The sequence below is a fragment of the Mizugakiibacter sp. genome, from assembly GCF_039680435.1.
Classification (GTDB): Bacteria; Pseudomonadota; Gammaproteobacteria; order Xanthomonadales; family Rhodanobacteraceae; genus Mizugakiibacter.
The window spans coordinates 33,957-50,209 of record NZ_JBDKSX010000077.1 but is presented as its reverse complement, the minus strand read 5'-3'; the positions used below and the strand labels follow the sequence as shown (position 1 = coordinate 50,209).

The 16,253-nt window shown below is 72.1% G+C and carries 16 protein-coding genes; 7 read left to right on the top strand and 9 right to left on the bottom strand.

All coding sequences use genetic code 11. The annotated features are described in order from the left end of the window. Positions 1-16: 16 nt before the first annotated feature. The 5 genes from ABFC67_RS08110 to cobC all read right to left on the bottom strand — a co-directional run bounded on the left by ABFC67_RS08110 (position 17) and on the right by cobC (position 3,050). Positions 17-934, bottom strand: coding sequence for a histone deacetylase family protein (locus ABFC67_RS08110; RefSeq protein ID WP_346737507.1), 918 nt, complete (start codon positions 932-934; stop codon positions 17-19). 2 nt (positions 935-936) lie between these two features. Then, positions 937-1,137, bottom strand: coding sequence for a hypothetical protein (locus ABFC67_RS08105; RefSeq protein ID WP_346737492.1), 201 nt, complete (start codon positions 1,135-1,137; stop codon positions 937-939). Beyond that, positions 1,134-1,703, bottom strand: a complete 570-nt coding sequence (locus ABFC67_RS08100) for a cob(I)yrinic acid a,c-diamide adenosyltransferase (RefSeq protein ID WP_346737491.1) — start codon at positions 1,701-1,703, stop codon at positions 1,134-1,136. Before ABFC67_RS08100 ends, ABFC67_RS08105 begins: the two co-directional genes overlap by 4 nt. Before the next feature lie 167 nt (positions 1,704-1,870). Then, positions 1,871-2,434 carry a DUF6580 family putative transport protein gene (locus ABFC67_RS08095; RefSeq protein ID WP_346737490.1) on the bottom strand — a complete coding sequence of 188 codons (564 nt, stop codon included), beginning with the start codon at positions 2,432-2,434 and terminating at the stop codon, positions 1,871-1,873. Between the two features lie 10 nt (positions 2,435-2,444). Beyond that, the gene (cobC, locus tag ABFC67_RS08090; protein ID WP_346737489.1) at positions 2,445-3,050 is read right to left on the bottom strand and encodes an alpha-ribazole phosphatase family protein; all 606 of its coding nucleotides are present in this window, start codon (positions 3,048-3,050) and stop codon (positions 2,445-2,447) included. Positions 3,051-3,102: 52 nt separating this feature from the next. Between cobC and ubiH the strand changes: the two genes are divergently transcribed. Further along, positions 3,103-4,311, top strand: coding sequence for a 2-octaprenyl-6-methoxyphenyl hydroxylase (ubiH, locus tag ABFC67_RS08085; RefSeq protein ID WP_346737488.1), 1,209 nt, complete (start codon positions 3,103-3,105; stop codon positions 4,309-4,311). Beyond that, positions 4,308-5,489, top strand: a complete 1,182-nt coding sequence (locus ABFC67_RS08080) for a UbiH/UbiF/VisC/COQ6 family ubiquinone biosynthesis hydroxylase (protein ID WP_346737487.1) — start codon at positions 4,308-4,310, stop codon at positions 5,487-5,489. Before ubiH ends, ABFC67_RS08080 begins: the two co-directional genes overlap by 4 nt. 174 nt (positions 5,490-5,663) lie before the next feature. Here the strand turns inward: ABFC67_RS08080 and ABFC67_RS08075 are convergent, their stop codons facing one another. Continuing rightward, a complete protein-coding gene (locus tag ABFC67_RS08075; RefSeq protein WP_346737486.1) occupies positions 5,664-6,122 on the bottom strand; it encodes a cytochrome c in 459 nt (152 codons plus the stop codon). Positions 6,123-6,221: 99 nt separating this feature from the next. On the opposite strand from ABFC67_RS08075, the gene ABFC67_RS08070 reads away from it, so the two are divergent. After that, entirely contained in the window at positions 6,222-7,010 is a 789-nt protein-coding gene (locus ABFC67_RS08070; protein WP_346737485.1) for a dienelactone hydrolase family protein, read from the top strand. A gap of 84 nt (positions 7,011-7,094) precedes the next feature. On the opposite strand, the gene ABFC67_RS08065 is transcribed toward ABFC67_RS08070, so the two are convergent. After that, on the bottom strand, positions 7,095-8,099 hold the full coding sequence (locus tag ABFC67_RS08065) for a polyprenyl synthetase family protein (RefSeq protein WP_346737484.1): 1,005 nt from the start codon (positions 8,097-8,099) through the stop codon (positions 7,095-7,097). Positions 8,100-8,271: 172 nt separating this feature from the next. Between ABFC67_RS08065 and ssb the strand changes: the two genes are divergently transcribed. Continuing rightward, positions 8,272-8,763, top strand: coding sequence for a single-stranded DNA-binding protein (ssb, locus tag ABFC67_RS08060; RefSeq protein ID WP_346737483.1), 492 nt, complete (start codon positions 8,272-8,274; stop codon positions 8,761-8,763). A 241-nt stretch (positions 8,764-9,004) separates the two neighbouring features. Here the strand turns inward: ssb and ABFC67_RS08055 are convergent, their stop codons facing one another. Both ABFC67_RS08055 and ABFC67_RS08050 read right to left on the bottom strand, forming a co-directional pair. Beyond that, positions 9,005-10,387, bottom strand: coding sequence for a sigma-54 dependent transcriptional regulator (locus tag ABFC67_RS08055; protein WP_346737482.1), 1,383 nt, complete (start codon positions 10,385-10,387; stop codon positions 9,005-9,007). Between the two features lie 116 nt (positions 10,388-10,503). Further along, the gene (locus tag ABFC67_RS08050; RefSeq protein ID WP_346737481.1) at positions 10,504-12,132 is read right to left on the bottom strand and encodes an ATP-binding protein; all 1,629 of its coding nucleotides are present in this window, start codon (positions 12,130-12,132) and stop codon (positions 10,504-10,506) included. 295 nt (positions 12,133-12,427) lie between these two features. Here ABFC67_RS08050 and sucC point away from each other — a divergent pair, with 295 nt between their 5' ends. The 3 genes from sucC to ABFC67_RS08035 all read left to right on the top strand — a co-directional run bounded on the left by sucC (position 12,428) and on the right by ABFC67_RS08035 (position 16,250). Continuing rightward, a complete protein-coding gene (gene sucC / locus ABFC67_RS08045) occupies positions 12,428-13,591 on the top strand; it encodes an ADP-forming succinate--CoA ligase subunit beta (RefSeq protein ID WP_346737480.1) in 1,164 nt (387 codons plus the stop codon). Positions 13,592-13,608: 17 nt separating this feature from the next. Continuing rightward, positions 13,609-14,484 carry a succinate--CoA ligase subunit alpha gene (sucD, locus tag ABFC67_RS08040; RefSeq protein ID WP_346737479.1) on the top strand — a complete coding sequence of 292 codons (876 nt, stop codon included), beginning with the start codon at positions 13,609-13,611 and terminating at the stop codon, positions 14,482-14,484. Between the two features lie 152 nt (positions 14,485-14,636). Beyond that, positions 14,637-16,250, top strand: a complete 1,614-nt coding sequence (locus ABFC67_RS08035) for an NAD+ synthase (RefSeq protein ID WP_346737477.1) — start codon at positions 14,637-14,639, stop codon at positions 16,248-16,250. Positions 16,251-16,253 lie beyond the last annotated feature (3 nt).

Sequence of the window (16,253 nt, the reverse complement as noted above, 5' to 3'; positions counted from 1 at the left end):
TCGCCGCCGTCGCGGTTCAGTCCAGCAGCGCGCCGACGTGGGCGGCGCAGGCCGCGCGCAGGGCGGTCAGGCTGTAGCCGCCCTCGAGGCTGGACACCAGCCGCCCGCCGGCGTGCGCCTCGGCCAGGTCGACCAGCCGGCGCGTGATCCAGGCGAAGTCTTCGGTCTCGACGTCGAGGTTGGCCAGCGGGTCGAGCCGGTGCGCGTCGAAGCCGGCCGAGACCAGCACCAGTTGCGGGCGGAATGCGAACAGGCGCGGCAGCAGGGCGTGTTCCCAGACCTCGCGGAACTGCGCCGAGCCGCTGCCCGGCGGCAGCGGCGCATTGACGATGTTGCCGGCGCCGTGCTCGTTGATCGCGCCGGTGCCGGGGTACAGCGGCATCTGGTGGCTGGAGACGTACAGCACGCGCGGCTCGTCCCAGAAGATCGCCTGGGTGCCGTTGCCGTGGTGCACGTCGAAGTCGACCACCGCGACGCGCTTCAGCCCGTGCGCGTCCAGCGCGTGCGCCGCGGCCGCGGCGACGTTGTTGAACAGGCAGAAACCCATCGCCGCGTCGCGGGTGGCGTGGTGGCCGGGCGGGCGCACCGCGCAGAACGCGCGGCGGGCCTCGCCCGCCAGCACCGCGTCCACCGCCGCGCAGCAGGCGCCGGCGGCGCGCAGCGCGGCCTCCAGCGAGCCCGGCGACATCGCGGTGTCCGGATCGAGGCGGCTGAAGCCCTGCTGCGGCGCCGCGCCGAACACCCGTGCGAGGTGCTCCGCCGCGTGCACGCGCAGCAGCTGTTCGCGGGTCGCCGCGGGCGCCTCGACGCGGTCGAGCGCAACGAAGCGGTCGTGGTCCAGGGCCTGCAGCACCGCTTCCAGGCGCGCCGGCGCCTCCGGATGCCCCGGGCCGGCGTGGTGGCCGAGGCAGGCGGCGTGGGTGTAGAGGCGCAGCGTCACGCAGCGGTGCGGCGGTACAGCATCAGTCCCCATCCGCCCAGCGTGGCGCCGGCCAGCAGGACGATCCACGAGGCCCACGTCGGGATCGACAGCGGCCCCAGGTGCAGGCTCCAGCCCTGCAGCAGTCGCCACGCGTGTCCCAGCGCGAGCAGCGCGAATGCCGCGCTGCTGGTGACGAAGTAGGCTTTTGCGCTCATGGCGATGTTCCCTTGCGGCGCCGCTCGTGCTGCCACAGCACTTCGCCGTGGCCGCTGGCGCGGGCCAGCACGCGGGACACCACGAACAGCAGGTCGGACAGGCGGTTGAGGTAGCGCAGCGCCTGCGGGCGGATCGTCTCGCCGCGCGCCAGCGTCACCGCCGCGCGCTCGGCGCGCCGGCACACGGTGCGCGCCAACTGGCAGCAGGCCGCCGCCATGCCGCCGCCGGGCAGGATGAATTCCTTCAGCGCCGGCAGGTCCGCATTGAGGCGGTCGAGCGTGCTTTCCAGCCGCTCGATGTCCTTGTCCTCGATCATCGCCATGCCGGGGATGCACAGCTCGCCGCCGAGGTCGAACAGGTCGTGCTGCACCTGGGTGAGCACTTCGCGAACATCGGCGGACACGCCGTCCGCCGCCAGCACCATGCCGATGGTGCAGTTCAGCTCGTCGACCGTGCCGTAGGCGCTGACGCGCGCCGAGTCTTTGGTTACGCGCGAACCGTCGCCGAGTCCCGTGCTGCCGTCGTCGCCGGTGCGGGTATAGATCCTGGAGAGGCGGTTGCCCACGGTGCACTCCGCGGTGAAGAGGGAGCCTTCATGGTAAACCCCGCGCCGGCGGCCGCGCAGCGCGCGCTGCAACATGCCCGCGCATGCGGCCGCGGGGGGAACGCGGCGCGTTGCGTGCGGCAGGGGATGCCCGAGCCCGCGCCGCGCGCGGGCGTCGAGGCCGCCGGTCAGGCGTGCGCCGGCTGCGGCGCCAGCGCCGGGACGCTGCGGCTGAGCAGGGCGAAACCGCCGAACAGCACGCCGCTCCACACTAGGGTGCCGGCCAGCCAGGTCTTGAAGAACGGCAGCGCGGCGACGTAGCAGGGCAGCAGGCCGGCGCGGCAGAACTCGGTGCCGCCGACCGCCCACTCGGCGAAGTTGGTGACCGCGAAGAACAGCACCGAGCCGAGCACGCCGTAGCCGGCCACGCGCAGCGTCGTCACGCGGCCGCGCAGGCCGAAGCCGAGCAGCGTGCTGGCGGCGATGCAGGCATAGATCACCGGCATCAGCGCGTAGGTGCCGATGACCAGGTCGGCAACCAGCATGGCCGCCAGCGGCACCAGCAACGCCAGGCGCCGGTCGGTGAAGTAGGCGCCGCCGAACAGCGCGATCGCCTCGACCGGCGTGAAGTGCCACGGCAGCACGCCGGGCACGAAGTGGATCAGCAGGCGCACGCCGACCGCGAAGGCGATCATGCCGGTCAGGACCAGGGTGCGGGGCGTGAAGGTGCGGGCCGGAGCGGCGGATTCCATGACGGCGTCTCTACTCCCACTGAAAGCGCGGAACGTTCGAATAGCATACTTCAAACTGTCCGCTGCGGCAGGCGATGCGCACCGCGTGCGCCGGATCGACGCGCAGCGCCGGCGCGCGCGACGGCGGCAGGCCGAGCGCGTGGCACAGCAGCGCGCGGATCGAGCCCTGATGGGCGACCGCGAGCACGCAGTCGCCTTCGCGCGTGGTCGCCAGCAGCGCGGACAGCCAGGCGCCGGTGCGGCGCACCACGTCGGCGAAGCTCTCGCCGCCGGGCGCCGGCTGGATCACCCAGTTCTCGGTCCAGTGCCGGTAGCGCGCCGCGTCGCGCGCGATCACCGCCTCCCAGCGCTGGCCTTCCCACTCGCCGAAGTCGGCCTCGCGCAGGCGCGGGTCGGCCAGCGGCTCCAGCGCGAAGCGCGCGGCCAGCACCTGCGCGCTCTGCTGCGCGCGCTTGAGGTCGGAGCTGAACAGGAAGCGCGGCGGCGGCGCGGTCCAGCCCGCGGCGAGCCGCTGCACGGCGGTGAAACCGGCCACCGCCAGCGGCGGATCGGACTGGCCGACGCACACGCCGGTGGGCGCGTCGGCGCCACCATGGCGCACCAGGATCAGCTCCATCGTCTGCTCCGCGTCATGGCGCCATCTTAGCGTCGGCACGTATCATGCCGGCATGCCCGAACGCACCGAAATCCTGATCGTCGGCGGCGGCCTGGTCGGCGCCAGCCTGGCCATCGCGCTGGACGCCGCCGGCCGCGACGCCGTGCTGGTCGAGGCCGCGGCGCCGCGCGCGGACGCGCAGCCGAGCTACGACGAGCGCAACCTGGCGCTCGCGCGCGCCAGCGGCAACGGTCTGCGCGCGCTCGGCGTGTGGGCGCACGCCGAGGCGCAGGCGACGCCGATCCGCCGCGTGCACGTCAGCCGCGCCGGCGAGTTCGGCGCGACGCGTCTGGCCGCCGCCGAGTTCGGCGTGGACGCGCTGGGCTGGACCCTGCCGGCGCGCGAACTCGGCCGCGCGCTGCTGGCGCGCCTCTCGGCCTGCACGCGGCTGACGCGCTGTGCGCCCGCGTCGCTGGTCGAACTCGCACCGCACGCCGACGGCTGGCGCGCGGTCGTGCGCGGCGCCGACGGCGAGCGCGAGATCGTCGCGCGCCTGCTGGTCGGCGCCGACGGCACCGAGTCGTTCGTGCGCGCGCGGCTCGGCATCGGCGCCGAAGTGCACGATTACGCGCAGACGCTGTTCGTCGCCACGCTGACGCCCGAACGCGAGCCCGACGGCTGCGCCTTCGAGCGCTTCGGCGACGCGGGTCCGGTGGCGCTGCTGCCGCTGGGACACGGCCGCGCCGGGCTGGTGCTGACCGTGCCCGCCGCCGACGGCGAGCGCGTCGCCGCGCTGGACGACGACGCCTTCCTCGCGCTGGCGCAGGCGCGCTTCGGCTGGCGGCTGGGGCGCCTCGCGCGGCCCGGCAAGCGCCACCCCTACCGCATCCGCCGCGTCGCCGCGGCTGCGCTGACCGCGCCGCGCGCGGTGCTGGTCGGCAACGCCGCGCAGACGATCCACCCGATCGGCGCGCAGGGATTCAACCTCGGCCTGCGCGACGCGCTGACCCTGGCCGAGCTGGCCGCGGACGCCGCCGATCCCGGCGCCGCCGCGCTGCTGCGCGAATACGCCGCGCGCCGCGCAGCGGACCGCGAAGGCACCATGGCGATGAGCCACGGTCTGGTCGGCCTGGCCTGCCTGGCCGAGCCCGCGCTGGCGCCGCTGCGCTCGCTGGCGCTGATCGCCTGCGACCGCGTGCCGCCGCTGAAGCGCGCGCTGGCGCGGCGCGGCATGGGTTTCCGCGGCACGCCGCCGCGCGCCGTGCTGGAGCCCGCCGGATGAGCCGCCGCGCGATCCCCGACGCCGCCGTGGTCGGCGGCGGCATGGTCGGCGCCGCCTGCGCGCTGGCGCTGGCGCGCGCCGGCTTCGACACATGCCTGATCGAGGCGCGTGCGCCGGCGCCGTGGCGGAGCGAGGACGAGGTGGACCTGCGCGTGGTCGCACTGGCGCCGTCGTCGGCGACGCTGCTGCGCGATCTCGGCGTGTGGGAGGCGATCGCCGCCGCGCGCGTGTCGCCGTACCGGCACGTGCACGTGTGGGACGCCGAAAACGGCGCGGCGCTGGACTTCGACGCCGCGCAGCAGGGCCGCGACGCGCTCGGCTGGATCGTCGAGAACCGGCTGGTGCAGGACCGCCTGTGGCAGGCGCTGGATGCGGCCGGCGTGCGCCGGCTGTGCCCCGCCGAGGTGCGCGACTTCGCCGCGCGCGAGGAGCGCGCGGCGCTGGAACTGGCCGACGGCAGCGCGCTGTCCGCGCGCCTGCTGGTCGCCGCCGACGGCGCGCAGTCGCCGCTGCGCGGGCGCGCCGGCATCGCCACGCGCGGCCGCGACTACGGCCAGCGCGCGGTGGTCGCGCACGTCACGACGGAGCGGCCGCACGAGCACACTGCCTGGCAACGTTTCCTGCCCGGCGGCCCGATCGCGTTGCTGCCGCTGGCGGACGGACGTTGCTCGATCGTGTGGTCGCTGCCGGACGCCGAAGCCGCGCGCGTGCTGGCACTGGACGATGCGGCGTTCTGCGCCGAGGTCGGCCTCGCCGGCGATTTCCGCCTGGGGCGCGTCGTCGCCACCACGCCGCGCGCGGCGTTTCCGCTGCACCTCAAGCTGGCCGAGCGCTACGACGCCGAACGCTTCGTCCTGCTCGGCGACGCCGCGCACGCGGTGCATCCGCTGGCCGGACAGGGCGTCAACCTCGGCCTGCGCGACGTGACCGAGCTGCGCGACACGCTGCTCGCCGCGCGCGATGCCGGCGGCGATATCGGCGCGGTCCATGTGCTGCGCCGCTACGCGCGCCGGCGACGCAGCGCCGACACGCTGGACGCACTGTCGTTCGACGTGCTGGCGCGCGTGTTCGCTTGGCAGGCCGAACCGTTGGTCGCGCTGCGCGGGCTGGGCGTGCGCCTGCTCGACCGCCTGACGCCGCTGAAGCGCCGCCTGGCCGAGCATGCGGCGGGGGTATGAAGCGGAGGGCCGGGTAGCGGGAGGCGGAAAGGATGGCGCGCAGCGGTGAGCATGCGTGGTCGTCGTGGTCGCGCAAAACTCCCACCGCGTCATTCCGGCACAAGCCGGCATGACGGGCGGGGCGCTGCGCGCCCCCCGTCTCCCGTCTCCCGTCTCCCGTCTCCCGGCCCCGCCTCAGTCCTCCGCCCGGTACTTCTCGTGGCAGCTCTTGCAGGCTTCCGCCGTCTTGGCGAACGCCTGCTTGCTCGCCTCGACGTCGCTGCCGGCGGCCGCCTTGGCGAGATCGGCCGAGGCGTCCTGGAAGGCCTGCATCTTCGCCTTGAAGTCGGCGGTGTTCTGCCAGATCGCCGGTTTGGCGTCGGTCTTGGCACCGGCGTCGGAACCGGGCGGGAAGCCTTCCAGCAGTTGCTGGCTGTAGAACGCGACGCGTGCGGCGCGCCGGGCGAAGTCGGCCTGGTCCCACGGCTGCTTGCCGCGCACCATCGCGTTCATCGGCGCGAAGTTCCACGCGATGGCGTGATAGACGCCCTGGCGGTAGTGGATCGCGGTTTCCGGTTTGACCGCGGCCGTCACGCCCGCGCTGAGGACGAAACCGGCGGTGGCGAGCATGGCGGCGGCGAAAGCTGGGCGCATCGGTTGTCTCCTGGCAGTGAGCCGACAGTCTAGCAACGCCATCTACCGCCGCCGGAAGGTGCGGGCTAAGCTTCTGCGACTTCCCGAGGAGGCACCGCCATGCGCAAGACGATTGCGATGTTAGCCCTGCTGGCCCTCGGCGCCGCCGGAGCGGCGCAGGCGGCGATGGTCGCCAAGCCGGTCGCCTACACGCTCGACGGCACCGCGTTCCGCGGCGTACTGGTGTACGACGACGCGGTCGCCGCGAAACGCCCCGGCCTGCTGATGGTGCCGAACTGGCGCGGCGTCAACGACGGCGCGGTGGCCAAGGCCAAGGGCATCGCGGGCCGCGACTACGTGATCCTGCTCGCCGACATGTACGGCGAGCAGGTGCGGCCGAAGAGCAACGACGAGGCTGCGCAGGCGGTCAAGCCGCTGTATGCCGACCGCGCGCTGATGCGCAAGCGCGTCGACAGGGCGCTGGAGGTGCTGCGTGCGCAGGCCGCGAGCGCGCCGGTCGACGCGACGCGCCTCGCCGCGATCGGCTTCTGCTTCGGCGGCTCGGCGGTGCTGGACCTCGCGCGCAGCGGCGCCGACGTCGCCGCGGTGGTCAGCTTCCACGGCGGCCTCGGCACCGACGATCCGGCGCTGGCGAAGAACATCAAGGCGCACGTGCTCGTCATGAACGGCGCCGACGACAAGGGCACCATGCCCGACGCCGACAGTTTCATGGACGAGATGCGCGGCAGCGGCGCGGATTGGCAATTCGTCGTGCTCGGCAACGCGGTGCATTGCTTCACCGAGGTCGACGACCACGCGCCCGGCTGCCGCTACGACGCGCGCGCGGCGCGGCGCAGCTACCGGCTGATGCGTGATTGGCTGGACGAGGCGTTCGCCGGCATGCCCTGAGCGCGTCGCGGTCGCCTGCACGCAGGCTCCTACCCCCGGCCCGCCGCTTGCAGGAGCCTGCGTGCAGGCGACCCCTCAGGCGTCTCAGGACGTCCGCTCGACCGCATGGTCCGCCAGCGCGGCCAGCGCGTCGCGCCATGGCGAGGGCGCGATCGTGGCGAGCGCCGCGCGCGCCGCGTCGGCGTGCCGTCGCGCGCGCGCGCGAGTGCGCTCCAGCGCGCCGGAGTCGCGGATCGCGGCGACGATGCGGTCCAGCGATTCCAGCCCGCCCGACTCGATCGCGCGGCGCAGCGCGGCGGCCTCGTCGGCACGCGCGGTCTGCAGCGCGTAGATCAGCGGCAGGGTCGGCTTGCCCTCGGCGAGGTCGTCGCCGACGTTCTTGCCCAGCGTGTCGGCGTCGGAGACGTAGTCGAGCAGGTCGTCGGCGATCTGGAAGGCGTAGCCGAGCTCCATGCCGTAATGGCGCAGCGCCTGCTCCTGCGCTTCCGGCAGGCCGGCCAGCACCGCGCCCAGCTCGGTGGCGGCGGCGAACAGCACGGCGGTCTTGCGCTCGATCACGCGCAGGTAGGCGGCCTCGTCGGTGTCCGGGTTGCCGATGTTGAGCAGTTGCAGCACCTCGCCCTCGGCGATCGCGTTGGTGGTGTCGGCGAGGATGCGCATCACGCGCATGCGGTCCAGCTCGACCATCAGCTGGAACGCGCGCGAATAGAGGAAGTCGCCGACCAGCACGCTGGCCGCGTTGCCCCACAGCGCATTGGCGGTCTTGCGCCCGCGGCGCAGGTCGGAGCCGTCGACCACGTCGTCGTGCAGCAGCGTGGCGGTGTGGATGAACTCGATCACCGCCGCAAGCTGGACGTGCTGCGTGCCCTCGTAGCCGGCGGCGCGCGCGGCCAGCACGTGCAGCATCGGCCGCAGGCGCTTGCCGCCGCCGCCGACGATGTGCTCGGCGATCTGGTTGATCAGCACCACGTCGGAGGCCAGCCGCGCACGGATCAGCGCATCCACCCGCGCCATGTCGGCGCCGGCCAGCGCGCGCACCGCGGCGAAACCGCGCGGGGATTCGACGGCGTCGGCGGCGGGCAGGCTCATGCGGGCTCCGGGGCGAATGGAGCGCGGATTATAGGCTGCGCGGGGCGGCGCCGGCGGACGCGCGCCGGCAGATCCGCCCTACGCGCCGGCGCGGCGCGGGTCCGGTCCGGGCGCGTGCGTAGCATGCTACGATCCCGGCCCATTCCCGACACGCGCATTCGAGGGGCGTTCCATGGCACGCGGCGTCAACAAGGTCATCCTGATCGGCAACCTCGGCGCGGATCCGGAAACGCGCTATACCGCCTCCGGCTCGGCCATCACCACCATCCGCCTCGCCACCACCGAGTCGTGGCGCGACAAGCAGAGCGGCGAAACCCAGGAACGCACCGAGTGGCACCGGGTGAAGTTCTTCGGCAAGCTCGCCGAGATCGCCGGCGAGTACCTGAAGAAGGGTCGCCAAGTGTACGTCGAGGGCTCGATCCGCACCGACAAGTTCACCGGCAACGACGGCCAGGAAAAGTTCTTCACCGAGATCGTCGCCAACGAGATGCAGCTGCTCGGCGGCCCCGGCGGCGAAGGCGGCGCCTCGCGCGGCGAGGGCGGCGGCTATCGCGAGCGCCCGCAGCAGGCGCGCCCGCAGGGCGGCAGCCGCGCCCCGGCGCCGTCCGCGCCGACGCCGTCCGGCGGCGGCGACGGTTTCGAGGACGACGACATACCGTTCTAGAGAACCCCTCCAGCAGACTGTTGAGCAAGATCGACGCAAAGCCCTCTTTCCAGAGGGCTTTGCTTTTTTTTTGCCAGTCTCGCGCGGTTGAAAACGTTCCTGGCAGCGTACGGCTGCGGGAGACGGGAAGAAATGGCGCGCACGCGTGGAGCGTAAGCGGACGTTGTGACCCCGCGACGACCCGATCCCGTCGTCTCGGCTTGCGCTGCAATGACGGAGAGGCGCTACCCGTCTCCCGCTCTCAATCGATGCCGAGCTTCTTCAACTTGTAGCGCAGCGCGCGGAAGGTGATGCCGAGCTTCTTCGCCGCGGCGGTCTTGTTGTAGCGGGTTTCCTGCAGCGCCTTCATGATCTTCTCGCGCTCGAGGTTGGAGATGTAGTCGTCGAGCGGCATCTCGCCCGCCGGGATCTCGGCGGGATCGTCCTCGTCCTCGTCGGCGGTGCCGACGGCCACGCGCGGGCCGCGCGTCGACAGCATCAGGTCGGCCACCTCGATCTGGCCGTTCTCGCACAGCGCCACCGCGCGTTCGAGGATGTTCTCGAGCTCGCGCACGTTGCCGGGAAAGTCGTAGTCGACCAGCGCCTGCAGCGCGGCCGGGCGCAGGGTCGGCCGATCGCTGCCGCCGCTTTCCTCGGCCAGGCGCAGCAGGATGCGACCGGCCAGCTTGGGCACGTCCTCGCGGCGCTCGCGCAGCGGCGGCACGCGCAGCTCGATCACGTTGATGCGGTAGAACAGGTCCTGGCGGAAGTGGCCCTGCTCGACCAGGTGCGCGAGATCCTTGTGCGTGGCCGAGAGGATGCGCACGTCGACCGGCACTTCGCCGCGGCCGCCGATCGGGCGCACCGCCTTCTCCTGGATCACGCGCAGCAGCTTGACCTGCATGTGCACCGGCAGCTCGGCGACTTCGTCGAGGAACAGGGTGCCGCCGTTGGCGGCCTGGAACAGGCCTTCCTTGTCGGCATGCGCGCCGGTGAACGAGCCCTTCTTGTGGCCGAAGAATTCGCTCTCCATCAGCTCGGAGGGGATCGCGCCGCAATTGACCGGCACGAACGGCCCGCCGGCGCGCGGGCCCTGCTCGTGGATCAGCCGCGCGACCAGCTCCTTGCCGACGCCGGATTCGCCGCTGATGTAGACCGGCGCCTGGCTGCGCGCCAGCTTGCCGATGGTGCCGCGCACCTGCTGCATCGCCGGCGAATCGCCGATCAGGCGCGCGCTGGCGGCGGCAACCACCGCGGCGTCGCCGCCGCGGCGTTCCTCGGACAGCCTCAGCGCGGTCTGCACCAGCCGGCGCAGCATGCCGATGTCGACCGGCTTGGAGACGAAGTCGAAGGCGCCGGCCTTGAGCGCGTTGACCGCCGCGTCGACGTTGCCGTAGGCGGTGATCATCGCCACCGGCGTCTCCGGGTACTGCCGCGCGATCAGCTCGATCAGCTCCTGGCCGGAGCCGTCGGGCAGGCGCATGTCGGTGAAGCACAGGCCGTAGCTGCGCTCGCCGAGCATGCGTTTGGCTTCGCTGACGTTGCTGGCCGCATCGACGTCGAGGTCCATGCGGCCGAGGGTGATGGTCAGCAGTTCGCGGATGTCGCGTTCATCGTCGATGACCAGGACGGTCTGCTTGCTCATGGGCGGATCTTGGCTGGACTCAGGGGGTGCGGACGGACGCGGGCGTTCGGGCGCTGCGCTCGGCGCGTACGCCCGGCGAGGGTACCGCGCGCCGGCCGCGCGGCAAAGCGCGCGCGTCAGGCCGGCGCGCCCGGCGCGTTCGCCGGCGGGGTCAGGGTGATGCGGAAGCAACTGCCGCCGCCGGCCACCGGCACGTACTCGAGCGTGGCCTGGTTGGCCTCGCACATCTGCTTGGCGAGATACAGGCCCAGCCCGGTGCCGTATTCGTGGGTGGTGAAGAACGGCTCGAAGATCTGCGCGGCGACCTTCGGCGGGATGCCTGGACCGCGGTCGATCACCTCGATCACCGGCGGGCCGAAGTCGGAGGCGTGGCGCGCCACCACCATCACCCGCGCCGACTCGCCCGGCATGCGCCCGTAGCGCAGCGCGTTCTGCACGAGGTTCCACACCACCTGCTGCAGGTGCTGCGGATCGGCCAGCGCCTCGACCGTGCGCGGCTGCACGATCGCGCGCAGCGAGTCGGCGCCGATGTCGTTGGATTCCTTGTACTCGTCGGTGAAGGCCAGCGCCCAGGCGTTCAGGTCCAGCACCTCCGGCCGCGAGCGGTCGCGGCGCGACAGTTGCAGGATGTTCTCGATGATGTCGTTCATCCGCCCGCAGTGGTTGTTGATGATCTCGACCATGCGCTGGTCGGCGGCGGGCAGGTCCTCGGATTCGGCCAGCAGCTGCGCGGAATAGCGGATCGCCGCCAGCGGGTTGCGGATCTCGTGCGCGATCGAGGCGGACAGCCGGCCCAGCGAGGCCAGGGTCAGCTCCTCGGCGCGGCGCGACACCAGCGAGGTGTCGTCGAGGAAGATCAGCACGTGCGAATCGTCGTTGGCGGCCAGGCGGGTGAAGCGCGGCACCACTTCGGGCACGCCCTCGGCCAGCGCCACCGAGGTCTGGTCGGTCTTGTCCGAGGTGCGCCAGTGGTAGAGCCGGCGCGACAGCTCCGGCGCCACCGCGCCGAGGTCGCGGCGGTCCGCGGGCGGGCTGCCGAGCAGCATCCACGCCGACTCGTTCATCTGGTGGACGCGGTTGGCCTCGTCGACCAGCAGCACGCCGGTCTGCATGCGCCGGATGATCAGCTCGTTGACCTGGGCCAGGTTGGCCAGGTCGAGGCCGCGGCGCTCGGCCAGCGCCTCGGTCTCGCGCATCTGCTTGCCGAGCGCGTAGCACAGCGAGGCGGCGGCGAAATAGGCCAGTCCGAACAGCGCCGACTCCAGCATGTCGCGCTCGACGTCGCGCGCGCCGGAGCTTTCCGAGAAGGTGTGGCCGAGCACGGCCAGCGTGGCCAGCGCGGCGAAGAACATGCCGTGGCGCAGCGGCAGCAGCAGCGCGCCGGCGGAGATGTCCACCACCAGCATCAGCGCCACGCCGTTGAGCGCGGTGGGCAGCGCGGCGATGGTCAGCAGCGCCGCCAGCACGTCCGCGCACAGCGCGACCGCGATCGCCGCGCGCGCATGCTGCTGCCAGACGCGCGTCTGCACCAGCGCCAGCAGCGCGAACAGCAGGTACAGCACCGCGGTCAGCCGGCCCAGCAGCGGCTCGCGCAGCGGGATCCAGTCGGCCGCCAGCGGGCTGAAGCTCAGGCCGATGTATACCGCCGCCTGCAGCACGCGGAACAGGTTGAAGAAGTAGATCTCGCGGCGCAGCGCGCCGGCGCCGGAGGGCGCGTGCGAGGCATGGGCGACGGCGGTGGACACGGCGGGACCCCGGCTCAACGGGCCTGGTGCGGACTGCGGACGGGGAAGGGCGGGCTCATGTGCCTAAGGTAAGCGGGTCGGGCGCGCTTGCCTAGGGAGCTCCGGCTTGCCGGGCGCGCGACGGCCGGGGGCGTCCCCTTTGCCATCGACGGACGCTTCCGGGACAATATCCCGTTGTCTTGCTCGCGCCGCGCCGGCTCACAGGCCGCACGCGTGCCCCCTGCGCAGTCCGTTGCGCGCCGTGCGCGCATCGTTCGCGGCGCGTTTCCCGTTTCCGTTCGTTCAAGGTGCAGGCATGAATTTCCACGAATATCAGGCCAAAGAGCTGTTCGCCGAGTACGGCATCGCCGTGCCGCCGGGCAAGGTCGCCGCCACCGCGGAGCAGGCGGCGGAAGCCGCCCGCGCGCTGGGCGGTGAGCAGTGGATGGTGAAGGCGCAGATCCACGCCGGCGGCCGCGGCAAGGCCGGCGGCGTCAAGTTCTGCAAGAGCCTCGACGAGGTCAAGGCCGCGGCGGCCGGCATGCTCGGCCGCAGGATGGAGACCTACCAGTCCGGCGGCCGCGCGCTGCCGGTCAACCTGGTGCTGGTCACCGACGCCAACGACATCGCCAAGGAGCTGTACCTGTCGATCCTGGTCGACCGCGGCAGCAAGGCGGTGGCGTTCATCGCCTCCGCGCGCGGCGGCGTCGACATCGAGCAGGTGGCGCGCGAAACGCCGGACGAGATCCACACCGTCACCGTCGATTACGTGCAGGGCCTGCAGCCCTACCAGTGCCGCAAGCTCGGCTTCGCGATGGGCCTCAATCCCAAGCAGGTCGGCCAGCTCACCAAGATCATGCTCGGCATGTACAAGCTGTTCATGGAGCAGGATCTCGCGCTGATCGAGCTGAACCCGCTGGCGATCGTCAAATCGGGCGAGCTGATGGCGCTGGACGGCAAGGTCAATTCCGACGACAACGCCGAGTTCCGCCATCCGCGCCTCGCCGCGATGCGCGACAAGACGCAGGAAGACCAGGCCGAGGCGGTCGCGCAGGAACACAGCCTCAACTACGTGACCATGGACGGCAACATCGGCTGCATGGTCAACGGCGCCGGCCTGGCGATGGCGACGATGGACGTGATCAAGCTGGCGGGCGGCGAGCCGGCCAACTTCCTCGACGTCGGCGGCGGCGCCACCAAGGAGCGCGTCACCGAGGCGTTCAAGCTGATCCTGTCCTCGGACAAGGTGCGCTGCATCCTGGTCAACATCTTCGGCGGCATCGTGCGCTGCGACCTGATCGCCGAGGGCATCATCGCGGCGGTCAAGGAAGTGGGCCTGACCATCCCGGTGGTGGTGCGCCTGCAGGGCACCAACGTCGAGCAGGGCCGCGAGCTGCTGGCCAACTCCGGATTGAAGATCACCCCGGCGGACGACCTCAACGACGCCGCCAGGAAGGCCGTTGCGGCCGCCGCGGCCTGAGGGGAAGGAAAGAACTCATGAGCGTACTGGTCAACAAGAACACCAAGGTCATCTGCCAGGGCTTCACCGGCCAGCAGGGCACCTTCCACTCCGAGCAGGCGGTCGACTACGGCACCAAGCTGGTCGGCGGCGTCACGCCGGGCAAGGGCGGCAGCGAGCACATCGGCCTGCCGGTCTACAACACCGTGCAGGACGCGGTGGACGACACCGGCGCCGACGCCTCGGTGATCTTCGTGCCGCCGCCGTTCGCGGCCGACGCGATCCTGGAAGCCGCCGACGCCGGCATCCGCGTGATCGTCACCATCACCGAAGGCATTCCGGTGCTGGACATGCTGCGCGTCAAGAACGCGCTGAAGGGCTATCCGGATACCGTGCTGATCGGCCCCAACTGCCCCGGCATCATCACCCCGGGCGAGTGCAAGATCGGCATCATGCCGGGCCACATCCACACGCCGGGCAAGGTCGGCATCGTCTCGCGCTCCGGCACGCTGACCTACGAGGCGGTGTTCCAGACCACCAACGTCGGTCTCGGCCAGAGCACGGTGATCGGCATCGGCGGCGACCCGATCCAGGGCATGAACTTCATCGACTGCCTGAAGCTGTTCCAGGACGATGCGCAGACCGAGGGCATCATCATGGTCGGCGAGATCGGCGGCAGCGCCGAGGAAGAAGCGGCCGAGTTCATCGCCGAGTACGTGAAGAAGCCGGTGGTGTCGTTCATCGCCGGCGCGTCCGCCCCGGCCGGCAAGCGCATGGGCCACGCCGGCGCGATCATCTCCGGCGGCAAGGGCACCGCCGCAGCCAAGTTCGAGGCGCTGGAAAAGGCGGGCGTGACCACGGTGCGTTCACCGGCCGACCTCGGCAAGACGCTGGCGGAGCGCATGCGCAAGTAAGCTTGCGCGGCAGCGACCCGTCCGGACATAGGCCGCGGCATGCCGCGGCCTTTGTTTTGCGCTGGCGGCGGGCGCGGCCGGCGCGGAGCCTCGTGTTATGCTCCCGCAGAGCATAAAGGCGCAGTAGCGCCACGAACGCCAAGGAGAAGCCGATGGCCAAGCTGCGCTTTGCGCTGGCCCAGCACGATCTTCCGGTCGGCGCGGTCGCCGCCAACGCGGCGCGCGCGCGCGAACTGATGGCGCAGGCGCGCGCCGGCGGGGCGGCGCTGGTCGCCTTTCCCGAACTGACCTTGAGCGGCTATCCGCCGGAGGACCTGCTGCTGCGGCCGAGCTTCCTCGAGGCCTGCACGCAGGAGCTGCAGGAGCTGGCGGGCACGGCGCAGGGCATCGCCGCGATCGTCGGCCACCCGCACGCGCAGGGCGAGGTGTACAACGCCGCCAGCCTGCTGCGCGACGGCCGCATCGCGCTGACCTATCGCAAGCAGGCGCTGCCGAACTACACCGTGTTCGACGAGAAGCGCTGGTTCCGCCCGGGCCACGACGCCGCGGTGGCCGAGATCGACGGCGTGCGCGTCGGCCTGCTGGTCTGCGAGGACATCTGGGAACCGGAGCCCGCGGCGAAGGCCGCGGCGGCCGGCGCCAAGCTGCTGCTGGTGATCAACGCCTCGCCCTACGACCTGCAGCAGGCGACGACGCGCGAGCGCGTTCTGGCGCAACGCGCGCGCGACAACGGCGTGGCGATCGCCTACGTCAACGCGGTCGGCGGCCAGGACGACCTGCTGTTCGACGGCGGCGCGCTGCTGGTGCAGCCGGACGGCACGGTCGCGGCGCGCGCGCCGGCGTTCGTCGACGCGCTGCTGCATGCCGAGTACGACCCGGCGACGCATCGCCTGGCCGCGCTCGACTGGCCGCGCGCCGCAGATACCGGCATCGAGGCCACGGTCTACGCCGGCCTGGTGCGCGGCGTGCGCGACTACGTCGACAAGAACGGCTTTCCCGGCGTGCTGCTCGGGCTGTCAGGCGGCATCGACTCGGCGCTGACGCTGGCGCTGGCGGTGGATGCGCTGGGGTCTTCGCGCGTCGGTGCGGTGATGCTGCCGACGCGCTACACCTCCGAGCTATCGCTGCGTGAGGCGCGGGCGCAGGCGGAACGTCTCGGCGTGGACTACCAGGTGCTGTCGATCGAGCCGGCGTTCCAGGCGTTCCTCGGCACGCTGGCGCCGGCCTTCGCCGGCAAGCCGGCCGACGTCACCGAGGAGAACCTGCAGTCGCGCTGCCGCGGCGTGATGCTGATGGCGCTCAGCAACAAGAGCGGCCGCCTGCTGCTGTCGACCGGCAACAAGAGCGAGATGGCGGTCGGCTACGCCACGCTGTACGGCGACATGTGCGGCGCCTACGCGCCGCTGAAGGACGTGTACAAGACGCTGGTGTACCGCCTGGCGCGCTGGCGCAACGCGCGCGGCGAGGCGATCCCGCCGGCGGTGATCGAGCGCGCGCCCTCGGCCGAGCTGCGCGAGCACCAGACCGACCAGGACTCGCTGCCGCCGTACGAGGTGCTGGACGCGATCCTCGAGCGCTTCGTCGAGGGCGAGCAGTCGCAGGCCGAGATCGTCGCCGCCGGCTTCGACGCCGAAACGGTGCGCCGCGTCGCGCGGCTGGTGCTGGCCAACGAGTTCAAGCGCCGGCAGTCGGCGCCGGGCCCGCGCATCACCACGCGCGCGTTCGGCCGCGACCGCCGCTACCCGATCACCTCAGGCTGGCGTTGACGC

What these genes read in the sequence shown, in the direction of transcription:
- ABFC67_RS08070 (WP_346737485.1), top strand. Translation starts at nt 6,222, where the DNA reads ATGCGCAAGACGATTGCGATGTTAGCCCTGCTGGCCCTCGGCGCCGCC.
- cobC (WP_346737489.1), bottom strand. Translation starts at nt 3,050, where the DNA reads ATGGAGCTGATCCTGGTGCGCCATGGTGGCGCCGACGCGCCCACCGGC.
- ABFC67_RS08105 (WP_346737492.1), bottom strand. Translation starts at nt 1,137, where the DNA reads ATGAGCGCAAAAGCCTACTTCGTCACCAGCAGCGCGGCATTCGCGCTG.
- ABFC67_RS08080 (WP_346737487.1), top strand. Translation starts at nt 4,308, where the DNA reads ATGAGCCGCCGCGCGATCCCCGACGCCGCCGTGGTCGGCGGCGGCATG.
- ABFC67_RS08055 (WP_346737482.1), bottom strand. Translation starts at nt 10,387, where the DNA reads ATGAGCAAGCAGACCGTCCTGGTCATCGACGATGAACGCGACATCCGC.
- ABFC67_RS08035 (WP_346737477.1), top strand. Translation starts at nt 14,637, where the DNA reads ATGGCCAAGCTGCGCTTTGCGCTGGCCCAGCACGATCTTCCGGTCGGC.
- sucC (WP_346737480.1), top strand. Translation starts at nt 12,428, where the DNA reads ATGAATTTCCACGAATATCAGGCCAAAGAGCTGTTCGCCGAGTACGGC.
- ubiH (WP_346737488.1), top strand. Translation starts at nt 3,103, where the DNA reads ATGCCCGAACGCACCGAAATCCTGATCGTCGGCGGCGGCCTGGTCGGC.
- ssb (WP_346737483.1), top strand. Translation starts at nt 8,272, where the DNA reads ATGGCACGCGGCGTCAACAAGGTCATCCTGATCGGCAACCTCGGCGCG.
- sucD (WP_346737479.1), top strand. Translation starts at nt 13,609, where the DNA reads ATGAGCGTACTGGTCAACAAGAACACCAAGGTCATCTGCCAGGGCTTC.
- ABFC67_RS08095 (WP_346737490.1), bottom strand. Translation starts at nt 2,434, where the DNA reads ATGGAATCCGCCGCTCCGGCCCGCACCTTCACGCCCCGCACCCTGGTC.
- ABFC67_RS08075 (WP_346737486.1), bottom strand. Translation starts at nt 6,122, where the DNA reads ATGCGCCCAGCTTTCGCCGCCGCCATGCTCGCCACCGCCGGTTTCGTC.
- ABFC67_RS08065 (WP_346737484.1), bottom strand. Translation starts at nt 8,099, where the DNA reads ATGAGCCTGCCCGCCGCCGACGCCGTCGAATCCCCGCGCGGTTTCGCC.